Origin of the sequence: Shewanella sp. MBTL60-112-B2, from assembly GCF_019655055.1 — a bacterium.
GTDB lineage: Bacteria > Pseudomonadota > Gammaproteobacteria > Enterobacterales > Shewanellaceae > Shewanella.
In genome coordinates this window covers 49,471-69,853 of sequence record NZ_BPFA01000009.1, presented here as the reverse complement: position 1 = coordinate 69,853, position 20,383 = coordinate 49,471, and the positions used below count along the sequence as shown (strand labels likewise).

At 47.3% G+C, this 20,383-nt stretch carries 19 protein-coding genes; 18 read left to right on the top strand and 1 reads right to left on the bottom strand.

From position 1 onward, the window contains the following. Nucleotides 1-6: 6 nt before the first annotated feature. The 16 genes from K5Q73_RS07695 (at nucleotide 7) to K5Q73_RS07620 (ending at nucleotide 16,329) form a co-directional block, all read left to right on the top strand. Nucleotides 7-255, top strand: a complete 249-nt coding sequence (locus K5Q73_RS07695; protein WP_012157080.1) for an acyl carrier protein — start codon at nucleotides 7-9, stop codon at nucleotides 253-255. Beyond that, the gene (locus K5Q73_RS07690; protein ID WP_220760858.1) at nucleotides 255-803 is read left to right on the top strand and encodes a hypothetical protein; all 549 of its coding nucleotides are present in this window, start codon (nucleotides 255-257) and stop codon (nucleotides 801-803) included. Before K5Q73_RS07695 ends, K5Q73_RS07690 begins: the two co-directional genes overlap by 1 nt. Then, entirely contained in the window at nucleotides 800-2,179 is a 1,380-nt protein-coding gene (locus tag K5Q73_RS07685; RefSeq protein WP_220761009.1) for an AMP-binding protein, read from the top strand. The genes K5Q73_RS07690 and K5Q73_RS07685 overlap by 4 nt, the downstream gene beginning before the upstream one ends. Continuing rightward, nucleotides 2,176-2,562 carry a thioester dehydrase gene (locus K5Q73_RS07680; RefSeq protein WP_220760856.1) on the top strand — a complete coding sequence of 129 codons (387 nt, stop codon included), beginning with the start codon at nucleotides 2,176-2,178 and terminating at the stop codon, nucleotides 2,560-2,562. Before K5Q73_RS07685 ends, K5Q73_RS07680 begins: the two co-directional genes overlap by 4 nt. Next, nucleotides 2,562-4,313 (top strand): glycosyltransferase, encoded by a 1,752-nt coding sequence (locus K5Q73_RS07675; RefSeq protein WP_220760855.1) that lies wholly within the window; start codon nucleotides 2,562-2,564, stop codon nucleotides 4,311-4,313. Before K5Q73_RS07680 ends, K5Q73_RS07675 begins: the two co-directional genes overlap by 1 nt. Continuing rightward, complete coding sequence (hutH, locus tag K5Q73_RS07670; RefSeq protein ID WP_220760854.1) at nucleotides 4,310-5,872, top strand: histidine ammonia-lyase; 1,563 nt, start codon at nucleotides 4,310-4,312, stop codon at nucleotides 5,870-5,872. The genes K5Q73_RS07675 and hutH overlap by 4 nt, the downstream gene beginning before the upstream one ends. After that, nucleotides 5,872-6,318, top strand: a complete 447-nt coding sequence (locus K5Q73_RS07665) for a thioesterase family protein (protein WP_220760853.1) — start codon at nucleotides 5,872-5,874, stop codon at nucleotides 6,316-6,318. Before hutH ends, K5Q73_RS07665 begins: the two co-directional genes overlap by 1 nt. Then, nucleotides 6,318-7,085 (top strand): outer membrane lipoprotein carrier protein LolA, encoded by a 768-nt coding sequence (locus K5Q73_RS07660; protein WP_220760852.1) that lies wholly within the window; start codon nucleotides 6,318-6,320, stop codon nucleotides 7,083-7,085. The genes K5Q73_RS07665 and K5Q73_RS07660 overlap by 1 nt, the downstream gene beginning before the upstream one ends. Continuing rightward, a complete protein-coding gene (locus K5Q73_RS07655) occupies nucleotides 7,082-9,511 on the top strand; it encodes an MMPL family transporter (RefSeq protein WP_220760850.1) in 2,430 nt (809 codons plus the stop codon). Before K5Q73_RS07660 ends, K5Q73_RS07655 begins: the two co-directional genes overlap by 4 nt. Next, on the top strand, nucleotides 9,501-10,790 hold the full coding sequence (locus K5Q73_RS07650) for an NAD(P)/FAD-dependent oxidoreductase (protein WP_220760848.1): 1,290 nt from the start codon (nucleotides 9,501-9,503) through the stop codon (nucleotides 10,788-10,790). Before K5Q73_RS07655 ends, K5Q73_RS07650 begins: the two co-directional genes overlap by 11 nt. Beyond that, a complete protein-coding gene (locus K5Q73_RS07645) occupies nucleotides 10,778-11,455 on the top strand; it encodes a DUF3261 domain-containing protein (protein WP_220760846.1) in 678 nt (225 codons plus the stop codon). The genes K5Q73_RS07650 and K5Q73_RS07645 overlap by 13 nt, the downstream gene beginning before the upstream one ends. A gap of 22 nt (nucleotides 11,456-11,477) precedes the next feature. After that, complete coding sequence (locus tag K5Q73_RS07640) at nucleotides 11,478-12,749, top strand: beta-ketoacyl-[acyl-carrier-protein] synthase family protein (RefSeq protein ID WP_220760844.1); 1,272 nt, start codon at nucleotides 11,478-11,480, stop codon at nucleotides 12,747-12,749. Then, complete coding sequence (locus tag K5Q73_RS07635) at nucleotides 12,742-13,218, top strand: thioester dehydrase (protein ID WP_220760842.1); 477 nt, start codon at nucleotides 12,742-12,744, stop codon at nucleotides 13,216-13,218. The genes K5Q73_RS07640 and K5Q73_RS07635 overlap by 8 nt, the downstream gene beginning before the upstream one ends. Nucleotides 13,219-13,296: 78 nt before the next feature. Next, complete coding sequence (locus K5Q73_RS07630; RefSeq protein ID WP_220760841.1) at nucleotides 13,297-14,022, top strand: 3-ketoacyl-ACP reductase FabG2; 726 nt, start codon at nucleotides 13,297-13,299, stop codon at nucleotides 14,020-14,022. Continuing rightward, a complete protein-coding gene (locus tag K5Q73_RS07625; RefSeq protein ID WP_220760839.1) occupies nucleotides 14,019-15,266 on the top strand; it encodes a beta-ketoacyl-ACP synthase in 1,248 nt (415 codons plus the stop codon). Before K5Q73_RS07630 ends, K5Q73_RS07625 begins: the two co-directional genes overlap by 4 nt. Before the next feature lie 736 nt (nucleotides 15,267-16,002). Next, nucleotides 16,003-16,329 carry a rhodanese-like domain-containing protein gene (locus K5Q73_RS07620; RefSeq protein WP_220760837.1) on the top strand — a complete coding sequence of 109 codons (327 nt, stop codon included), beginning with the start codon at nucleotides 16,003-16,005 and terminating at the stop codon, nucleotides 16,327-16,329. 59 nt (nucleotides 16,330-16,388) lie between these two features. Here the strand turns inward: K5Q73_RS07620 and K5Q73_RS07615 are convergent, their stop codons facing one another. Then, nucleotides 16,389-17,273 carry a hypothetical protein gene (locus K5Q73_RS07615; protein WP_220760835.1) on the bottom strand — a complete coding sequence of 295 codons (885 nt, stop codon included), beginning with the start codon at nucleotides 17,271-17,273 and terminating at the stop codon, nucleotides 16,389-16,391. Between the two features lie 174 nt (nucleotides 17,274-17,447). On the opposite strand from K5Q73_RS07615, the gene K5Q73_RS07610 reads away from it, so the two are divergent. Together K5Q73_RS07610 and K5Q73_RS07605 are read left to right on the top strand one after the other, a co-directional pair. Continuing rightward, nucleotides 17,448-18,350, top strand: coding sequence for a DmsE family decaheme c-type cytochrome (locus K5Q73_RS07610; RefSeq protein WP_259650744.1), 903 nt, complete (start codon nucleotides 17,448-17,450; stop codon nucleotides 18,348-18,350). Between the two features lie 14 nt (nucleotides 18,351-18,364). Continuing rightward, nucleotides 18,365-20,359 (top strand): MtrB/PioB family decaheme-associated outer membrane protein, encoded by a 1,995-nt coding sequence (locus K5Q73_RS07605; RefSeq protein ID WP_220760831.1) that lies wholly within the window; start codon nucleotides 18,365-18,367, stop codon nucleotides 20,357-20,359. Nucleotides 20,360-20,383: the final 24 nt, after the last annotated feature.

The following is a 20,383-nucleotide window of genomic DNA, read 5'->3' as shown; positions in this document are numbered from 1 at the left end:
GGCATTATGCAAAGTCGTGAACAGATCCTAGAGATGTTGACTCAAATCTTAGTCGATGAGTTCGAGGTTGATGCCGAAGACATCACCCTAGAGGCCTCTTTATACGAAGAGCTCGATTTAGACAGCATCGACGCCGTTGACTTGGTGATCAAGTTACAGCAGATGACAGGCAAGAAAATTAAGCCTGAAGAGTTTAAAGCCGTTAGAACAGTAGATGACGTAGTGTCGGCTATCGAAGGCTTAGTTAAAGAGTAATGCGACTCTTTCTGCAAATAGTGACGACTCTAGTGATGATAGGCTATCCACTGGCAGTGTATTTTGGTCTGCACTATTTGCCTGCTGGCAGTATCGCGCTCGCCTTGTGCGCCATTTTAGTCATACGGCTATTGCTGCAGCAACAAAAAGTGAAGGCGTTAATGCTGCCTATTCTCGTAGGAATAGCTCTCACCGCCGGAAGCTTTATCGCAAAAGAGAATAATTGGTTACTCTTCTACCCTGTGGTGATTAACCTCACCATGCTGGGCCTTTTTGGCTACTCACTAAAACGTGGCCCCAGCATGATTGAAAGGCTTGCAAGACTAAAAGAGCCCGAACTACCCGATGTAGCTATCGGTTACCTCAATCGCGTCACCTTAATCTGGTGTGGGTTATTCATCTTTAATGGTGCTATGGCGCTTTATACCGCGCTTTACACCAGTATCGAAACATGGACACTTTATAACGGGCTAATTGCCTACTTGCTTATCGGGTCGCTACTGGGTGGCGAATGGTTATACAGAACATTCTGGTTGAAAAAATCATGACGAATCTACTGAAATCTTGGCTACGCCTAGGACCTACAGCTCAGCAACTAATTAGCTTCAATCACCACGATATTGTGACGGGTTCTGTCTTTACCGCCCAGGTTTCCCAGCTAAGGCAACAGCTCATCGAGTCGGATGCAAAGCGCTGGCTACTAAATTGCGACAGCAGTGATCTGTTTGCCGTCGGCCTATGTGCAGGCTTGCTCGCGGGTAAGCAGATTATTTTACCTGCTAACGCTCAGGCTGGCACCTTAAGCGAACTCACCCATGAGTTTGACGGCGTGCTCTCCAATATGCCTATTTGCGAAGGCAAAGCCTTCCTGCGCTTAGATAAAGAACACAATCCACCAAGCAGTAATTGGCCACAATCACTAGAGTGGGGAGAGCTAGTCCTCTTTACTTCGGGTAGCAGCGGTAAGCCTAAGCGAGTGGTTAAGACCATTGAACAACTCGACGCCGAGGTGAGTGTACTTGAGCATACCTTTGCTCAGCACCTGCCCCATTGCAGCGTAATATCGACCGTATCCCACCAGCATATTTATGGACTACTGTTTAAAATCCTTTGGCCTTTAGCCGCAAGTCGTCCCTTTTTAAGCGATCTGGTTGAATACCCTGAAACCCTTAGCTACTACGCCAACTTGTTCCCTAATTTATGCTTGGTCAGCAGCCCTGCTCAACTCTCAAGACTGCCAGATGCACTCGATCATGAGCGCCAGCTGCGCGCACCAAGCTTAGTGTTTAGCTCTGGTGGCCCGCTAAGTTATGAGGCATCTAAAGCCGTTGCCGGTTGTTACGGCCAAGCGCCGATTGAAGTATTTGGTAGCACCGAAACCGGCGGTATCGCTTATCGCCGCCAACAGACTCTCAATTCAAGCTGGCAAAGCTTTGCACCGATTGAGATACAGCAAGATGAGGCAGACGGCGCACTGTTGCTAAAATCCCCTTACCTGTCAGACAGCGACTGGCTTAAGTGTGATGATAAAATTGCCTTGCAAGACGATGGCACATTTACCCTACAGGGCCGCTTAGACCGAATTATTAAAGTTGAAGAGAAGCGTCTGTCATTGGTACAGATGGAGTCACTCCTAGAGAGCCATCCATATGTGGCAAAAGCCGCTTTAGTGATGCTAGAGCAGCCTAGAGTACAACTTGGCGCTGCCATTGAGCTTTCAGCGACAGGATTGCAGCAACTCGAAGCAAACGGCAAGCTGGCACTCAATAATCAATTAAAGAGTCACCTGTTGTCGCAGTTTGAGCGTGTGACCCTACCTAGGCGCTGGCGCTACACCGAACAGTTACCAGTAAACCCACAAGGTAAACGAGTGCAGGCTGACATGTTAGCCCTGTTCGATATCGATAAGTTTAAGAGCAAATGATTAGATCTAAATTGCCCCCTATCATCAGCTGTAAAGCTGACCAAGATTCAGTAACTTGGACACTAGAAATAGCCGCCGACCTTGAGTTTTTCTCGGGGCACTTTCCTGAGCAGCCAGTACTGCCCGGTGTCACTCAACTCGACTGGGCGATAAAGCTAGGTTGTGAGCATTTCGGCTATCCGGTTAATGTTGCCACCCTTGAAGTACTCAAGTTTCAGCAATTAATGCTACCCAATACCCAAGTTGATTTAAGCATTAGCCACAACGCTGCTAAAGCTAAGCTCGTGTTTGCCTATAGTGAAGGCGACAAGCGCTTCGCATCGGGGCGCATCGCACTCAATAGCGAAACAACTCAAGTTATCAATAGCACGGATAGTCACTAATGCGTCTTGCTCTCGTTATCCCCAACTATAACCATACTGGTGCCATTGAGCAGACACTTGAGCACCTAGCCGCCTTCAATCTCCCCTGCTACCTAATTAACGACGGCAGCGACGATGAAACCCGTTTTCTACTGATAGAGCTGGCTGAAAAGTACGATTGGGTGACCTTGCTACACCACCCTTTCAACCGTGGTAAAGGCGCGGCAGTGATGACCGGGCTACGCACCGCTTATGCCGATGGCTTTACTCATGCACTGCAGGTCGATGCCGATGGTCAACATGACTTAGACGATATTCCGGCAATGATAGAGCGTGCAGAATTAGCGCCAGAAGCGTTAATTTCAGGCCTTCCGCAGTACGACGATTCAGTGCCAAAAGGCCGCCTCTACGGCCGCTACATCACCCACTTCTGGGTGTGGATAGAAACCTTAAGTTTCGATATCCAAGACTCCATGTGTGGCTTTCGCGTCTACCCATTAGCCGCAACAGAGAAACTATTTCTAAGCCACGCTTTGGGCGAGCGCATGGACTTTGATATTGAAGTTTTAGTGCGCCTGTACTGGCAAGGCGTCAAGGTTATCCACCTGCCGACTCGGGTGATCTACCCCGAAGACGGGGTGAGCCATTTTCAAGGCCTCAAAGATAATGTGCGCATCTCTTTGATGCACAGCAAACTGTTCTTTGGCATGTTGCTGCGCCAACCTAAAAAGCTGTTGCAAAAGCTAAAGCAGTCGCTCACTGGCTCTAACCAAAATAAACATTGGTCAAGCATGACCGAGCGCGGCAGTTATTGGGGCATTAAACTGATAGCCGAAAGCTACCGCCTTGGCGGTCATTGGTTGTGCCGTGCCATTATGTACCCGGTGATTGTGTATTTCTTCCTAACCGGTACTACCGCACGCTGTGCATCAAAGCAGTTTCTAAGCCATGTAAAAGCCAAGCAACCTGATCATCCACAGCTAGGTGAGCCACTGAGCTGGCGTGACAGCCTCAAGCACTTTTTCGCGTTCGGAAATGCCGCGTTAGATAGAATCGATGCTTGGTGCGATCGCATCAAGCTCGAACAGGTCGATTTTCCTAATCGTGAGATGCTAGCTAACCAATTACTCGCTGGTAATGGCGCCGTGTTATTGGTCTCGCATCTAGGAAATCTAGAGCTATGTCGAGCCATATCTATCCACCAGCGCCAAGTCAAAGTTAACGTCATGGTGCTAACGCAAAACGCCGAGAACTTTAACAATGTACTCAAGCAGCTCAACCCCGATAGCGCATTAAATCTTATTCAAGTCACTGAGCTTGGTCCGAGTACATCTATGCTATTGCAGCAAAAGATAGAAGCGGGTGAACTGGTCGTAATAGCAGGAGACAGAACCTCTTCGCAAACTGCTGGACGAGTTATTTACCAAGACTTTCTGGGCGAGCAAGCCGCATTTCCGCAGGGGCCATTTATTCTGGCTGGATTACTGGACTGCCCGGTTTATACCATGTTCTGCCTGCGCCAAAATGGACGCTACCATGTGCACCTAGAGCATTTTGCCGATACTCTCAAAGGCCCTAGAGCTGGACGCGCAGAAAGGCTCGAGCAAGCAGTATCCGAATTTAGCCGTCGCTTGGAGCACTTTGCTCTGAGCGAGCCGCTGCAATGGTTTAATTTTTATGATTTCTGGCGCAAGGACGAAGAGTTCCAACGTACAGATGCGCACAGCAGTGAACGCTGTAGTAGCAATACCAAAGGACAAGCAAGTAAATGACCCAAGACAATACCGATATCCTTAGCCAGCAAACCGTTAATTTTGGCTATAACAGCCTATCGCTTGAAGATGTAGTGGCTATCGCCAAAGGCGCGACAGCCAAGCTGAATCAAACGACTGAATACCGTACCTACATTCAAAAAGGCGCGCTATTTATCGATAGCCTGCTTAAAGAAGAAGGTGTAGTTTACGGCGTCACGACAGGTTATGGCGACTCTTGCACCGTGACTGTTGGCTTAGACTTGGTCCATGAGCTTCCGCTGCATCTGACGCGTTTTCATGGCTGTGGTATGGGTGAAATCCTGTCGCCGATGCAAGCTCGCGCCGTGATGGCATGCCGACTTAGCTCGTTAGCTGTCGGCAAATCAGGGGTCACCATTGAGCTACTCGAGCGTATAGAAACCCTGCTTAACCTGAATATTACCCCTGTGATCCCAGAAGAGGGATCTGTAGGTGCCAGTGGTGACTTAACGCCGCTTTCTTACCTTGCGGCTGTGCTTGTGGGTGAGCGCGATGTGATTTACCAAGGTGAGCGACGCCCAACCAGCGACGTGTACCAAGAGCTAAATATCGTGCCACTAAAACTACGCCCGAAAGAAGGCCTAGCGTTAATGAACGGAACTGCGGTAATGACAGCGCTAGCCTGTCTTGCCTATGACCGCGCCCAGTACATGGCTCGCCTTGCTAGCCGTATTACCGCCATGGCGTCACTGACCCTAAAAGGTAACTCGAATCACTTCGATGACATCTTGTTTGCCGCGAAACCGCACCCGGGGCAAAATCAGATCGCAGCTTGGATCCGTGAAGACTTAAATCATCATATCCACCCGCGTAACTCAGACAGACTGCAAGACAGATACTCTATCCGCTGTGCGCCACACGTGATTGGCGTACTGCAAGACGCACTGCCGTTTATGCGCCAGTTTATTGAAACTGAACTAAACAGCGCCAACGACAACCCAATCGTGGATGGTGAAGGCGAGCATATTTTGCATGGCGGTCACTTCTACGGCGGGCATATTGCGTTCGCGATGGATGCGATGAAAAATGCCGTAGCCAATATTGCCGATCTAATCGACCGCCAAATGGCGCTAGTGATGGATCAAAAATTCAATAACGGTTTACCTGCTAACCTCTCGGGTGCTCAAGGCACACGTAAGGCGATTAACCACGGCTTTAAAGCGGTGCAGATTGGTGTATCGGCGTGGACGGCTGAAGCGTTAAAAAATACCATGCCAGCCAGCGTTTTCTCGCGCTCTACCGAGTGTCATAACCAAGATAAAGTCAGCATGGGCACTATCTCGGCTCGTGACTGTATGCGTGTATTACAACTTACCGAGCAAGTGGCTGCGGCGGCGCTACTGGCCATGTCTCAAGGTATTCGTCTACGCATTGCCCAAGAGGAGCTGGTTGAAAGCTCTATTACACCGTCTCTAGCCAATACCCTTACACAAGTTGCAGCTGATTTTAAACTACTGACCGAAGACAGACCGCTTGAGCACACCTTGCGTGCCACCGTGGATAAGATCCAAAGCGGTTACTGGGAAGTGTGCGGCTAATGAAAGGCATTTTGCACGCAGAGATAGAAGTTGAAATTCCATTTCATGATGTCGATTCGATGGGGATCACTTGGCATGGCAACTACCTGCGCTATTTTGAGTTGGTGCGCTGTAAGTTGCTGGATAAAATCGGCTACGGTTACCGCGCCATGCAAGACTCTGGATTTAGCTGGCCGATTGTTGATGTGCAGATAAAGTACGTGCAATCGAGTACCTTCGAGCAGACTGTTATCGTTAAGGCCGCTTTAGTTGAGTGGGAAAACCGCATCAAGATCAACTATCAAGTGCTCGATGCGCTAACGGGTAAGCGCATCACTAAGGGCTACACCATTCAAGCTGCCGTCGATATGCAGACTCAAGAGCTGTGCTTTGTCACCCCCGACGTTTTTCAGCAAAAGATTGCTGCACTAATTGCCGCTGATAGCAGCCAAACTGAGTTAAGCTAATGAGACACTTATTGAGCCTAGTGTTATTACTGTTTCCGCTACTACTGAGTAGCAATACTCATGCAGAACCTAGTGACACTCTCTCTAGCTACACTGCGCTATTTGAGCAGCAAGCCACAGAAGCCGATTTACTCAGCTTGAGTGGACAACTCTCTCCTAGCCTGCAGGCAAAAGGGGAGTTTACTCAGCATCGTTATCTTAAAGTGCTGAAAAAGCCCTTAGTCAGTCAGGGCGAATTTATCTTTGCTAAAGATCTTGGGGTGATTTGGCAACAAAATAGCCCCTTCGCCAGCACGCTGATCCTAAAAGATAAGCAACTGATACAGATAGATAGTCAAGGCAATATTAGCGTCAATGATGCCGAGCAAGCAGGCGGTGCCAGCCAAATGAGTGAGGTGATGCCAAAACTGTTAAACGCCCTGTTAAGCGGTGATATTGAGCAGTTAGAGCAGCATTTCAACCTCAGCCTAGTGCAAGCTCAAACTGGGGCAGGCGTTAATCACTGGCAATTAGGATTACAACCAATCGATCCTATGCTCGCCAAGGCCCTACCTAAATTAGTGCTAGTCGGCGATGCGAAGATACAAAGCTTAGTCCTGTTCAGTGCCAACGGCGATCGTAGTGAAATTGCATTTTCAGCCATTGATGAACGCCCTCTTACCCCAAGCGATAAGGCTCGTTTTAACCCTACAAAACAACTTAAACCAGACGCGACCATGACTCCAAAGGCTGACGCTCAGCTCACTGAGAGTAAGCAGCCACAATGAACTCCCTTTTGAGTCGTTTTTTAAGCCAAGCCAGTAATAAATTTCGATTTAGCCTCTGGCTCGCCCTCATTAGCATCACGCTAATGACGGGCTTTAGCTTGTGGCAAGGCGGCGCAAAAGTGCAAAGCGATATTCTCGCCATGCTTCCCAAAATCAGCGAAAGTCCTATGACTCAAAGGGCTATGGCGCAGGTTGAGCAACAGTTGGCAAACCGTGTCTATTTAGGCTTTGTTAGTGACAACCAGCAGGCTGCAATCGATGCCGCCAAGCTAACAATGAAATCACTGAGACAAGACTCAGCCCCCGTCGCTTTTGTCGATATTAGTAGTGCCGATATGGCGCAAGCCGAGGCATTAAATAGCTATTACTTTAAACATAGATTTCAGCTACTCACCGAAGCGCAGCAAGACTTGCTGCAACAAGGCCAGTGGCAACAACTGACTCAAACAGCATTAGAAAAACTGTATAACGCCTTTAGCTATGCCAACAGCAGCCTACTGAGCCATGATCCCCTACTGCTTTATCCTGACTCCTTGATAGCGCTTGCACCGTCACAACAGCTATCAGTAAAACAGGGGGTATTGCTTGCCACTATCGCACCCTCGGCGAGTATGCCACAGCCACGTTTTGCCGCCATCGTGATGGCAAAAGGCAGTGATAGCGCGTTTAATCCCAATGCACAGCAACGCCAACTTACAGCGTTGCAAACGGCTTTCCACTCGGTTAACCAGCAAGATGCGGGCATTGAAATCATTAAAGCTGGCGCACTTTTTCATGCCGCGGCTGCGACGGAAAACGCCAAGCAAGAAGTCTCCAGCATAGGGCTATTATCCCTTATCGGCGTTATTAGCTTAGTCTGGTTAGCATTTCGCTCCTTCATGCCATTGACCATTGCCGTCATCACCGTCAGCACTAGCTTACTGCTTGCTGTTGTCACGACCGCCCTGCTCTTTGGCGAGCTACACCTGCTGACCCTCGTATTTGGTACCAGCTTAATCGGCATATCGATCGACTACTGTTTTCACTACTACTGTGAGCGCTTAAACCACCCTAGCGATAGCAGCGAAACTGTCATTAAAAAGATTTTTGCCGCGATAACTCTGGCACTAGTCACCAGTGTTATCGCCTATAGCGCAATAGGGCTCGCCCCTTTTCCGGGTATGCAGCAGGTCGCCGTATTCTGTGCATCGGGTTTAGTGGGCGCCTACTTAACTTTATTACTGGCTTACCCTACGTTGGCAGCGCGCCCACTCAAAGAGGCCAACACGGCACTGAACTTAGCCAGCCAATATCAAGCCTTTATGCTAAACCGAGCCCTACCCAAAAAGCCTGTTGCTCGATTATTACTAGTAATCTGCAGTATTGGGTTTATCGGTATCGGCATCAGCCAACTCACGGCAAATGATGATATCCGCCAGTTACAACATACCCCAAGTGATATTCAAGCTGAGGAAGACCAGCTTCGCACCTTATTGAGTGGCGGAACCGATAATCAGTTTCTGTTAGTCACCGCGGCAACACAAGAACAGCTCAAACAGCAGCTAGAGGCCGTTGAACCGATTTTAGAGCTTGCCGAGCAAGATAAGATCTTGGGCAATCATTTAAGCCTAAGCCGCTTCTTGCCCAGCCAGCAGGCTCAAGAGCGGAACTATCAGTTACAAGGGCAGATCTATCTTGAGCACTTAGATGAGATTATTGCCACTCTAGGTTTAGAGCCCAATATCAAGGCGTCTCTCATCGCTGAGTATCGCGCAGCTAACAGCAAGTTTATCACTGCCGATAGCTTCTTAAGCCATCAAGCTGGCGCCAACTTTAAGCCGCTGTGGCTATCACCACAACTATCGCCGCAATCGGGTGCAGACCAAGGTTATGGGGCTATTGTATTACTGGGGGGCATTACCCAGCTGGACGCCCTTGCCCAGCTATTTACAGGTAATAGTCAGGTTCAACTTGTCGATAAGGTTGGCGATATCTCTACCGTAATGGGTCATTACCGACAGCTCACGCTTGCCTTACTCGCATTAGCCTTGCTGGTTGCAGGGATCATTTTCACCTTTAGGTTTGGCGCCAAACTAGCAGCTATCGTCGTGGCTGTGCCTGCATTATCGGCCCTGCTGACCTTAGCCTGCCTGGGCATAATGCATAATCCCCTGACTCTATTTCATGCATTATCACTTATCTTGGTGTTTGGTATTGGAGTCGATTACAGCCTGTTTTTTGCCGAGTCGAAACAACAGACTCGCGGGGTGATGATGGCCGTATTTATGTCGGCAGTTTCGACCTTACTAGCATTTGGCTTACTTGCCTTTAGCCAGACTCCAGCGATTAATGCCTTTGGCCTAACCCTGTTACTGGGGATTAGCTTTACCTTTTTGCTCTCGCCCTTTATTCAAATTTTTACAAGGAAGTCCGTTAATGCCGACTGATAAAGCTGTTCAGAATACGTTTGAAACGGATGCATCCGAAAGTGTCGATGTCGCCATTATTGGAGCTGGGCCTTCAGGCAGTATCGCCGCCAGCTTGTTACACGCTCAGGGAAAGAAGGTGCTAGTGCTTGAGAAACAGTACTTTCCGCGTTTCTCTATCGGCGAGAGTTTACTCCCCTGCTGCATGACGGTAATTAACGAAGCCAATATGCTAGAAGCGGTAAACCGAGCGGGATTTCAATTTAAAAATGGCGCCGCCTTTAAGTATCAAGATAGCTATACCACCTTCGACTTTACCGATAAGTTTACCGCTGGACCAGGCACCACTTTTCAAGTTGAACGCGCTAAGTTCGATAAGCTGTTAGCCGACGAAGCGGTAAAACAAGGGGTTGATATTCGCTATGGCCATAGTGTGGAGTCGATCGATTTAAGTGCCGAGCCAAGGCTTAAAGTCATTAACGATAAAGGCGAGTCGCAAAGCATAAAAGCCAAGTTCGTGCTCGATGCCAGCGGCTTTGGCCGTGTGCTGCCTAGGCTGCTCGATTTAGAAAAACCCTCTAGCCTGCCCACCCGCAGCGCGGTGTTTAACCACGTGCGAGACAATATTACCGATCCGAGTTTTGATCGTAATAAGATCCTTATTAGCGTACACCCTGATAACCAAGATATCTGGTACTGGCTAATTCCCTTTAGAGATGGTCGCTGCTCGGTAGGTGTTGTCGGCGAACCTCATCAACTAGATGTTTTGCATGATGGCGGTGACTGCGATATTGACGGCGATCTAGACAGCATACTCAAGACAATGCTCAACCAAGAGCCAGGGCTTAAAAAACTGCTGGCAAACGCCGAGCTAATTAATGCCTCTGGCCTATTGAAAGGCTACTCCGCCAACGTCACAACTTTAGCCAGCGATAAGTTTGCGCTACTGGGAAATGCGGGGGAGTTTCTCGATCCGGTGTTTTCATCTGGAGTTACCATCGCCATGCAGTCGGCGTCGATGGCAACTAAGACCCTGATAAAGCAACTCGATGGCGAGAGTGTCGATTGGCAGCAAGATTACGCCGCCCCTTTGATGAAAGGTGTCGATACCTTTAGAACCTATGTCGAAGCTTGGTACGATTGCCGTTTTCAAGATGCGATCTTTTTCGAAGATCCCGATCCCAAGATCAAACAGATGATCTGCTCTATTCTTGCGGGTTATGCTTGGGACGAGAAAAACCCGTTTGTTAGTGAGTCTAAACGCCGCCTAAATATGGTAGTAGAGCTATGTCGCAGTTAAGCAAAATACTCGCCTTCGCAGGCCTATGTCTATTAATCACAGCCTGCAGCCAGACACTGCAGCGTCAAACCTGTGTCGAGCTAGCAGCTGATGTTAACTATTGCTTAGCACCTGTCTCCCAGCAAGACTTAACTGACAACAAGCAAGCTATTAGCGCGACACAAAAAGTCAGTATTGAGACCACAGATAACCAGCATGAACTGTTAAGTCAGTTGGAAATTACAGGCCAACAGTTGACCTTGGTAGGCCTCGCCCCACTTGGGCAAGCTCTATTCACCCTTACCTATGACGGTAACACTTTAATCAGCGAACAGAGCCAGCTTCTAGGGGATCAATTTAAAGCTGAATACCTGTTAGCTATTATGCAATTGATATACTGGCCCGACACAAGCGTAAACCGCCACTTACAAGGGGCGAAAGTGCAAAGCTACCCATGCGATGCCACTTTGTGTCGCGGGCTATTCTTTGCTAACAATAATGCTAAAAATGGCACTATTGACTCTGCAGCTGACGAGCAGCCGATAATAACAATACGCTATAACCGTTTAGATGATAGCAACTTAAGCGAAAGCAGCTTAAACAAAAGCAATTTAGACAAGTGGCAGGCTGATGTTAATCTCAACATTCCGGCGGCTAACTTCAAGTTGAGTATTAGCCCGTTATAAACCTGACTGAGTGGATATTTAAGTGAGTTCAACGACCCCAATTGCGATAACACATTTAGGTTTATGCACCCCCTTAGGGCTAACGCCTCAAGCTGTGCTCGACAATTTGATTGCAGGCAGTATTCACGGCATGCAGTGGCGAGAAGATCTATTGTTTGAGCGTGCCGTACTGGTAGGTCAGGTCGATGCCACATTGCCTACCATCCCTGCCGCCTTAAAGCAGTTTGATACTCGAAACAATCAGCTGACTCTGCTTATCGCACAGCAAATCGAAGCTGCCGTTGAGCGAGCCAAAACCCAATACGGCAACCAGCGGATCGGCCTGGTTATCGGTACCAGCACATCAGGCATTGCTACCGGTGAGGTGGCGCTTGCCGAGCAGCGACATTCAGGGGAATTCCCCCAAGATTACGACTATGCTAAACAGGAATTAGGCAACACCAGCGAGTTTCTACAGAGCTACTTTAAGTTAAACGGTCCATGTTACACCGTCTCTACCGCTTGCTCTTCCAGCGCCAAGGTCTTTGGCAGCGCAAAGCGGCTTATCGATGCAGACGTTTGCGATATGGTCATTGTCGGCGGCATCGATACCCTGTGCCAATTGACTCTTAACGGCTTCCACTCACTCGAGTCTATCTCTAGCGGACACTGCCAACCTTTCAGCCAAAACCGCGATGGGATCAACATAGGTGAAGGCGGCGCACTGTTTACGTTAGAGAAAGTGGCTGTAGAAACCCCAGCGACAGAGAGCACTGCAATTGTGTTAAGTGGTATTGGCGAGTCTAGCGATGCTCATCATATTTCAGCGCCTCACCCTGAAGGTCGTGGCGCGATAGCAGCCATGCAAGCTGCGCTAATGATGGCAGACTTACAGCCAGAGCAAATTGATTACCTCAACTTACATGGGACTGCGACCCCAAAAAATGACGCTATGGAAAGCCGTGCGGTGCATACGGTGTTTAGCAGTAGCTTACCTCCATGCAGCTCAACCAAGCCGCTAACAGGGCACACTTTAGGCGCTGCTGGCGCAATTGAAGCGGCATTTTGCTATCTGCTACTCAGTGATTACAATAAGCAGCAATATTTACCGCCACAGGTTTGGGATAAGCAACAAGATCCCAACGACCCGACACTCGCGCTAGTGAGCAAGGGCATGCAAGCCAATTTATGCCATGTGATGAGTAACTCTTTTGCCTTTGGTGGCAGTAATGCCTGCCTGATCTTAAGCCGTAAGCTCAGCACTACAAGCCATCGATTAGGTAATGGCCCACAAGAGATAACCCAAGATGTTTGACCCAACAAAGCTTTCAGAGTGCGACGTTGCTGAGTTTATCCCTCATCGCGAGCCAATGATTTTAATCACTAAACTGCTTGAGCACAGCCATGATAGCTTGCTAACTCAAACCGATATATCTGCCTCTAGTCCCTATTTCGACAGTCTTTTAAATGGCGTGCCTAACTATGTGGGCATCGAGTACATGGCGCAGAGCATCGCTGCACTAGCAGGCGTTGAAGCCCATCTACGCGATGACATTATTCGCGTAGGATTCCTATTAGGCAGTCGTAAACTTAAGATGCACATATCACAATTTGATGCAGGGCAAAGCTACCTGACTCGCGTCATTCGCCTTTACCAGGAAGAGTCTGGGTTGGCGGTATTCGATTGCCAAATATTACATAACCAAGTGGTCGTCGCCGAAGCCAATGTGAATGTGTTTCAGCCCCAAGATACTCAGGCGTATATTGCCGACTCGACCGACTGATAAATTGACAAGACAGAGGCGTAGCGCCAAACATAACAGCGTTTTACAGAACAAGGCAGCTACGCAGGGAGTAATAGTATGACCAAGAGAGTATTAATCACCGGCTCAAGCCGCGGCATAGGTAAGGCCATCGCACTGAAACTTGCCGCCTCGGGCTTCGATATCGCCATGCACTTTCATAGCAACCAAAATGCCGCCGATGCCACTAAGGCTGAGTTAGAACTGCTAGGTATTAAGGTCAGCTGTTTGCAGTTTGATATCGCCGATAGAGCCGCTGTAAAGCAATCGATTGAGCAAGATATCGAACAACACGGCGCTTATTACGGCGTAGTGCTCAATGCTGGCATTAATGCCGACACCGCCTTTCCCGCAATGACAGAAAACGAGTGGGACAGTGTAGTACACACTAACCTAGATGGTTTCTATAACGTGATTCACCCAACCGTGATGCCTATGGTGCAAAGCCGTCAAGGTGGACGCATTATTACGCTAGCGTCAGTATCTGGTATTGCGGGTAACCGCGGCCAGGTCAACTACAGTGCATCTAAGGCCGGCATTATCGGCGCAACCAAGGCTCTTTCTCTAGAACTCGCGAAACGCAAAATTACCGTTAACTGCATCGCGCCGGGATTAATCGAAACCGATATGGTCAGCGATATCCCTAAAGAGATGGTTAATACTTTAGTTCCTATGCGCCGCATGGGTAAGCCTTCTGAAATCGCTGGACTCGCCAACTATTTAATGTCGGAAGATGCCGCCTACGTGACACGTCAGGTTATCTCGGTTAACGGAGGCATGATATGAGCCAAGCCGCTTTTCCTCGCCGCGTAGTGATCACAGGTATTGGTGGTATTTCGGCACTGGGTCATGACTGGCCAACGATTGCCGATAGCTTAAAGACGCAAAAAAATTGCGTGGTTCGTATGGATGAATGGGATAGGTTTGAAGATCTGCATACTCGTTTGGCCGCGCCAATTACTGACTTTGAAGTGCCGAGCCATTATAAACGCAAAAAGATCCGCTCCATGGGTCGAGTATCGATTATGGCCACCCGTGCTAGTGAACTAGCGCTAATAGATGCTAACTTGCTGGATGATCCTGTGGTCACCTCTGGCGCTATGGGCATAGCCTACGGATCATCCACCGGCAGTACCGATCCAATTATTGCGTTTGGTGACATGCTAAAGGATGGCGATATGTCTGGCGTTACCGCCACCAGCTATATCCGTATGATGGCGCATACAACGGCGGTGAACGTCGGCGTATTCTTCGGCCTCAAAGGCCGTGTGCATACTACCAGCAGCGCCTGTACCTCTGGCAGTCAAGGCATAGGTTACGCCTATGAAGCCATTAAATATGGCCAGCAAGATCTGATGCTAGCAGGCGGCGGCGAAGAACTTTGCCCCACCGAAGCAGTAGTATTCGACACCCTGTTTGCCACCAGCACTAAAAATGATGCACCAACTGAAAACCCACGCCCGTTTGATAAAAACCGCGACGGTCTGGTGATAGGTGAAGGTGCTTGTACCTTAGTGCTAGAGGAACTGGAGCATGCTCAGGCTCGCGGCGCAAAAATCTATGCTGAAATCATTGGTTTTGGCACTAATGCCGACGGTCTACATGTGACTCAGCCTAATAGTGCAACCATGGAAACAGCAATTCGCTTAGCGCTGAAAGATGCTGCTATTACCCCTGATAAAATTGGTTATGTGAATGCCCACGGCACGGCAACCGATCGTGGTGATATCGCCGAAACTCAAGCGACCCATGCTGTATTTGGCTCATCACAGCCTATCTCATCACTTAAGAGCTACACCGGCCACACATTGGGCGCTTGCGGCGCGCTAGAGGCCTGGGTCAGCATAGAGATGATGAACGAGGGTTGGTTTGCACCTACGCTGAACCTAACTGAAATCGATCCTGAATGCGGTAAGCTGGACTACATCAAAGACGAGATCCGCTTGCTTGAAACCGACTATGTGATGAGTAATAACTTCGCCTTCGGCGGTATCAATACTTCGCTTATCTTTAAGCGGTTTAAAAGATAGGTTCTAGGAATAGAAGGTACTAGGGCCTAGGAAAGGCTAAGAAAGGTCCTAGGGAAAGCAAAGACGAACGGCCTACGGCCTTACGGAACGCTATGCTTACGGAAAAGATCGGAAAAGCTAAGAACTGGCAAAGATGGTTCTTTTGGCTTTTGCTTTTCCTAGCAGGGCTTTAGCCCGTCCTCCAAGCGCAGCGCACTAGAACCTAAGTCCTTGTTTAAAGCTAAGATGGAAAGCATATTTTTAAGTAGGTTGGGCTTTAGCCCATCAAGCTTGGTTTTTATAAAGAATTTGTCGGCATAAATGCCGACCTACAGAAAGCCGGAAAGCTCACAAAGTACACCAGTGATGCTTTTGGACTTTGCTGTTCCTAGCAGGGCGTAGCCCATCCTCGCAGCGAAGCATCCTAGGATGCTCGTATCTTGTTTTAAAACTAAGAAATGGTAAAGGTGGTGCTTTTAGCTTTTGACTTTCCTAGCAGGGCTTTAGCCCGTCCTCGCAGCGAAGCGTCCTAGGATCTCGTACCTTGTTTTAAAGCTCAGCGCCCTAGAACCTAGTACCTTGTTTATTGCTGATTTTCAAAGTTAATTTTCTCTATCTAGCCATACCGTTAACCAACACAGCCCAATCATTAGAAAAAACTTATTGAAATTAATCTAATTAAAGGTTTAAATATCAGTACAAGTTTTGTTCAGCTAGCTTCAAACAAAATCCCAGAGAATAATAAATAGAGGTGGTTATGTTAAACACTCAAATTTCAAAGTTATCGACCAAGCCTGCGGGTAGCCAATGCTGGCAACTGATAGAAGACGGTGCGACCGTGATTGATGTGCGCTCGCCGCAAGAGTTTGCCAGTGGTCACCTACCGCAAGCGATCAATGCACCTTTAGACACCTTAGATACTTGGCTGCACAAGATTGAAAACCGTCAGCAAGTGTTTGTGCTTTATTGCGGCGCAGGTATTCGCGCCCAAAAGGGCTGCGATATCTTAACGGCTAATGGCTTAAAGAACGTGATTAATGGCGGTGCATTAAAAGATCTGCTTGGCAGTCAGCCTAAACGATAAAGCTCCCATTACTTTCGTAGCTATTTTATTTAATTATGCAGGAAGTGGATTATTTAAAATCATCCTTCCTGCCTATACTTTTTATAATCCCTATAAAAATTATTAATACTGTTTGGACTAACCTCTAATGAAATATTTTTTAAAACAACATTATCGAGTTTTCTTTCAACCAAAGCGAACCTAACGTCTTTAACAATTTTCATGAATTTCAATTTATCTCGACTTAGCTCCCTTTGAACAGATTTAGAAGACATTCCTAATAAAAATGCGACATTATCAACACTCGCTTTCAACTCCATAACCAAACAAGTATTGATAGCTGCAACAACTAACTCAGAAAATGGCAGTGACAATGGTTCTTCATTTTCCACTTTAGGTAACCCTTCAGCATTATCAATTAAAAATGAAACGCCGGTGAAACAGTTGGAAAATTCGATATTTCTAAAGTGCTTACATGAATCAGAGTAGTAATCACTTTTACCACAAAGATGTACTACAAAGTCATCACACTCCAGCCCCAAATAATAAGGTAAATAGTCAGAGATAAATGTCGCAAAGATAATTTCGTCAATGACAGAATATCCATTAACATTAAGCGTATCAGCAACGAATATATAGCAACGCCCACCTTTAACCTCTAACGCCCAGCGTGACGTAGAAGACAAATTATTAAACTCGACTAGTTTAGATAGGTTATCTAAAACACTTAATTCATTATTAAAAGATGCATAATAATGGCTAGATATATTAGACCTTATTACATCCACTAGCTTATGGCAAAAATTCAAACTTTGCTGTTTCAGAAAGCTTCTAACATAGCTTGTTAAAATCCAATCTGTTCTGATTAACCCTATACTTAACAGCTTCTTCTTAACATCATCTGAATTAGAGATATCTAAAGCAAAATTTAAGTTAGCTACTTTAGTTACTCTTATCTTTCCCATTACTTGAACCCTTACAGTGATAAATATCACACTTGTCTTTTTCTGATACTAAAAATAAAAAATAAAAAATTTCATTTAAATATCATAACTCGAAATTAAAAAGCGGAAGTGATGAAAATAAAATAAATGAAAAAATATTGCTACTCAATCCCTCTTTCTATCGCCTTGCTAGGCATGATACTTACCAGTATTGCGCAAGCTACGCCTTGGAATAAGCTGACAAGTGATGAACTTGAAGCCACTTTAGTGGATAAGTTTGCTGCTGGTCAGTATTCCACTAAAGGCGCTGATTCCTGCTTAATGTGCCACAAGAAAAATGCCACCGTAATGGCTATATTCGATGGGGTGCACGGCCAAGCTACTTCTACAGACTCGCCAATGGCGGGATTACAGTGTGAAGCCTGTCATGGTCCACAAGGCCGCCACAATAAAGGTGGCAAAGAGCCGATGATTAGCTTCAACCCTGACAGTAAATTATCGGTTACCGCACAAAATACCGTATGCCAAGGCTGCCATAACGATGCAAGCCAAATGGCATGGCATAACAGCACACATAACCTTGAAGAAATAGCCTGTACTGATTGCCATGTTGTGCATAGCGCGAAAGACCCAGCGCTAAACCCGCTCACGGTTAATAACACATGTACTAGCTGCCACTCTCAAGAAAAAGCCGACATGAGTAAGCGCTCATCTCACCCACTAAAGTGGGACCAGATGACCTGTATTGATTGCCATAGCCCTCATGGTTCAATGGGTGAGAGCGCCTTAAACCAGCCTTCAATCAATGACACTTGTTTTAGTTGTCACGCTGAAAAACGTGGTCCCTTCTTATGGGAACACGCACCCGTTACTGAAAACTGTATTACCTGCCATAACCCTCACGGAAGTGTTAACGAGAACCTCTTAAACAGTCGTGCTCCACAGCTGTGTCAGCAATGCCATGCCAACGATGGTCATGCGAGCAAAGTGGTAACCCAACCGGGAATGGATGCTTTTGGTGCAGGGGCAAGTTGTCTTAATTGTCATAGTCAAATTCATGGTTCTAACCATCCTGCTGGCAGCTTGCTGCAACGCTAATGGAGTATATGAAGATGTCATTTAAAATTAATATGATCACGCTGTCGTTATTAGCGCTTTCTGGCAACCTGATGGCAGCAGACTTTAGTGTGCACAAAGCCAATACCAGTCTAGTTAAGTCGGAAAATTTTAGCTGCAAAGGTTGCGGTGATAACAATGGCTACAGTGGCCAAGTGTCTGTCGCTGCAGGCTATAACGACGTTGATGATATCCACGCAGGTAATGCGTTTGGCACTGCAGAAGATGGCGCAATAGGCAGTGTGAGTGGTGATGTACGCTATCAAGCAAACTCTGGCTATCAAGCACGTTTTCAAGCACATCAACTCGGAATGGATAATAGCTTTGCAACATTAAAAGCGGGTAAGTCAGGCCATTATGCAATGGAGTTTGACTATAACAGCATCAAAACCTACCAAGCTGGAGACGTTGAAAGTCAGCTTTGGCACAACGATGGTGTATTAACGCCTAGTACCAGTGTGAATCGTTTTGATTTAGCACTTGAGCGCGAAAAGTTTGCCTTTGGTGCGGATTACAGCAGAGATTTTTACCAAGGTTCAATCCGTTATAGCCAAGAAGCCAAGACCGGACATCAAGCATCAAGTATCGTGACACCAAGACCGGTTAACTTTGGTCTACCAGTCGATTCAACGACTAAGCAATGGGATGCCAGTATTGGACTCAATGGCGATAACTGGTTAACGGACCTGAGTTATAGCGGCAGCTTTTACAACAACGATATCGGTAACTTAAGCCTGCCGTACTTGTATGATGTCTATGCTGCAGCGCCAGACAACCAGGCGCATCAAGTCACCCTATCTGGGCAGTACCTTGTTAACAGTACCGTGATGAGCGGACGTGTATCGACAGGGCGCATGATCCAGGATGAGAATTTGATCCAAATGTCCGGCAATCCACTGCAAAATTGGGATGGCCAAATCGATACGCTAGATGGTCGTTTTACTGTGAGCTCAATGTTGAGTAATCGCCTGCGTTTGGGTGGCAGTATTGATTACAGCGATAGAGACAATAAGAGTACGACTGCTGAGTTTATGCAATATGAATTCAATGGTCTAACTGGCGCGTTTAAGCAAAATACTCCGCAAGATATTACCCGTAACACCTATAAAGTGAACGCCAGCTATCGCATCGCCAGTGGTTATCGCGCTCAAGTCGGTTATGACCGCAAAGAGGTGGATCGCACCCACAGTGAACGTGAGCAAACCAACGACGACCGTTTTTGGATGAAGCTCAATGTTCGCGCACTCGAAAACGTCAATATTAACCTCAATGCTGAGCATGCTAATCGTGGCGGCTCTCAATATGAAGCCGATGAGCTGACCTCCTCAGAGCAAAACGCGTTAATGCGCAAGTACTACCTTGCGGATCGCACACGTAACGCTGTTGAGCTGAAGCTAACGCATGCCCCGCTTGATTGGATGAGTATCGATGTAGCGACTCGTTATGCCAAAGATGATTATGACGAAACGCAAATCGGTCTGACTGAGTCGGAAGATTTTGGTTACGAGATTAATTTAAATCTGCACTTTGGTGAGCACATCTCAGCTTACGGTTTTGCAGCGCAGCAGTGGATCAACTCCGAGCAAGTGGGTAGTCAGTCATTTATTGCACCAGATTGGTCAAGTGACATCAATGATGAGTTTATCAACTTGGGGGCGGGTTTAGCATACGGCGGCCTGATGCAAGACAAGCTAACCCTCGGTTTAGATTACCTATTCAGTAACTCGATTAGCGACACAGATGTGAGCGCCGATATGACGACCCCTTATGGTGACTACTTTAGTTACAACCACAGTGCCAGTCTATATGCCGATTATGAATTAAGTGCCCAAATGGCACTAAAACTCAGCTATCGCTACGAGCGCTATTACGACACGGATGCTGCAGTAGTTAGCATCAACACAGTTCCAGGTCTAGTGACCTTGGGAGATATCAACCATGACTACAACGCACACCAAGTGATGTTGTCGTTTAGCTACAAATTACGTTAATCGAAGCTGTGAATTACGAGGATA

Coding starts and splice junctions, on each gene's coding strand:
- K5Q73_RS07625 (WP_220760839.1), top strand. CDS start 14,019: ATGAGCCAAGCCGCTTTTCCTCGCCGCGTAGTGATCACAGGTATTGGT.
- K5Q73_RS07635 (WP_220760842.1), top strand. CDS start 12,742: ATGTTTGACCCAACAAAGCTTTCAGAGTGCGACGTTGCTGAGTTTATC.
- K5Q73_RS07690 (WP_220760858.1), top strand. CDS start 255: ATGCGACTCTTTCTGCAAATAGTGACGACTCTAGTGATGATAGGCTAT.
- K5Q73_RS07680 (WP_220760856.1), top strand. CDS start 2,176: ATGATTAGATCTAAATTGCCCCCTATCATCAGCTGTAAAGCTGACCAA.
- K5Q73_RS07645 (WP_220760846.1), top strand. CDS start 10,778: ATGTCGCAGTTAAGCAAAATACTCGCCTTCGCAGGCCTATGTCTATTA.
- K5Q73_RS07610 (WP_259650744.1), top strand. CDS start 17,448: ATGATACTTACCAGTATTGCGCAAGCTACGCCTTGGAATAAGCTGACA.
- K5Q73_RS07605 (WP_220760831.1), top strand. CDS start 18,365: ATGTCATTTAAAATTAATATGATCACGCTGTCGTTATTAGCGCTTTCT.
- K5Q73_RS07630 (WP_220760841.1), top strand. CDS start 13,297: ATGACCAAGAGAGTATTAATCACCGGCTCAAGCCGCGGCATAGGTAAG.
- K5Q73_RS07620 (WP_220760837.1), top strand. CDS start 16,003: ATGTTAAACACTCAAATTTCAAAGTTATCGACCAAGCCTGCGGGTAGC.
- K5Q73_RS07685 (WP_220761009.1), top strand. CDS start 800: ATGACGAATCTACTGAAATCTTGGCTACGCCTAGGACCTACAGCTCAG.
- K5Q73_RS07665 (WP_220760853.1), top strand. CDS start 5,872: ATGAAAGGCATTTTGCACGCAGAGATAGAAGTTGAAATTCCATTTCAT.
- K5Q73_RS07615 (WP_220760835.1), bottom strand. CDS start 17,273: ATGGGAAAGATAAGAGTAACTAAAGTAGCTAACTTAAATTTTGCTTTA.
- K5Q73_RS07695 (WP_012157080.1), top strand. CDS start 7: ATGCAAAGTCGTGAACAGATCCTAGAGATGTTGACTCAAATCTTAGTC.
- K5Q73_RS07660 (WP_220760852.1), top strand. CDS start 6,318: ATGAGACACTTATTGAGCCTAGTGTTATTACTGTTTCCGCTACTACTG.
- hutH (WP_220760854.1), top strand. CDS start 4,310: ATGACCCAAGACAATACCGATATCCTTAGCCAGCAAACCGTTAATTTT.
- K5Q73_RS07655 (WP_220760850.1), top strand. CDS start 7,082: ATGAACTCCCTTTTGAGTCGTTTTTTAAGCCAAGCCAGTAATAAATTT.
- K5Q73_RS07650 (WP_220760848.1), top strand. CDS start 9,501: ATGCCGACTGATAAAGCTGTTCAGAATACGTTTGAAACGGATGCATCC.
- K5Q73_RS07675 (WP_220760855.1), top strand. CDS start 2,562: ATGCGTCTTGCTCTCGTTATCCCCAACTATAACCATACTGGTGCCATT.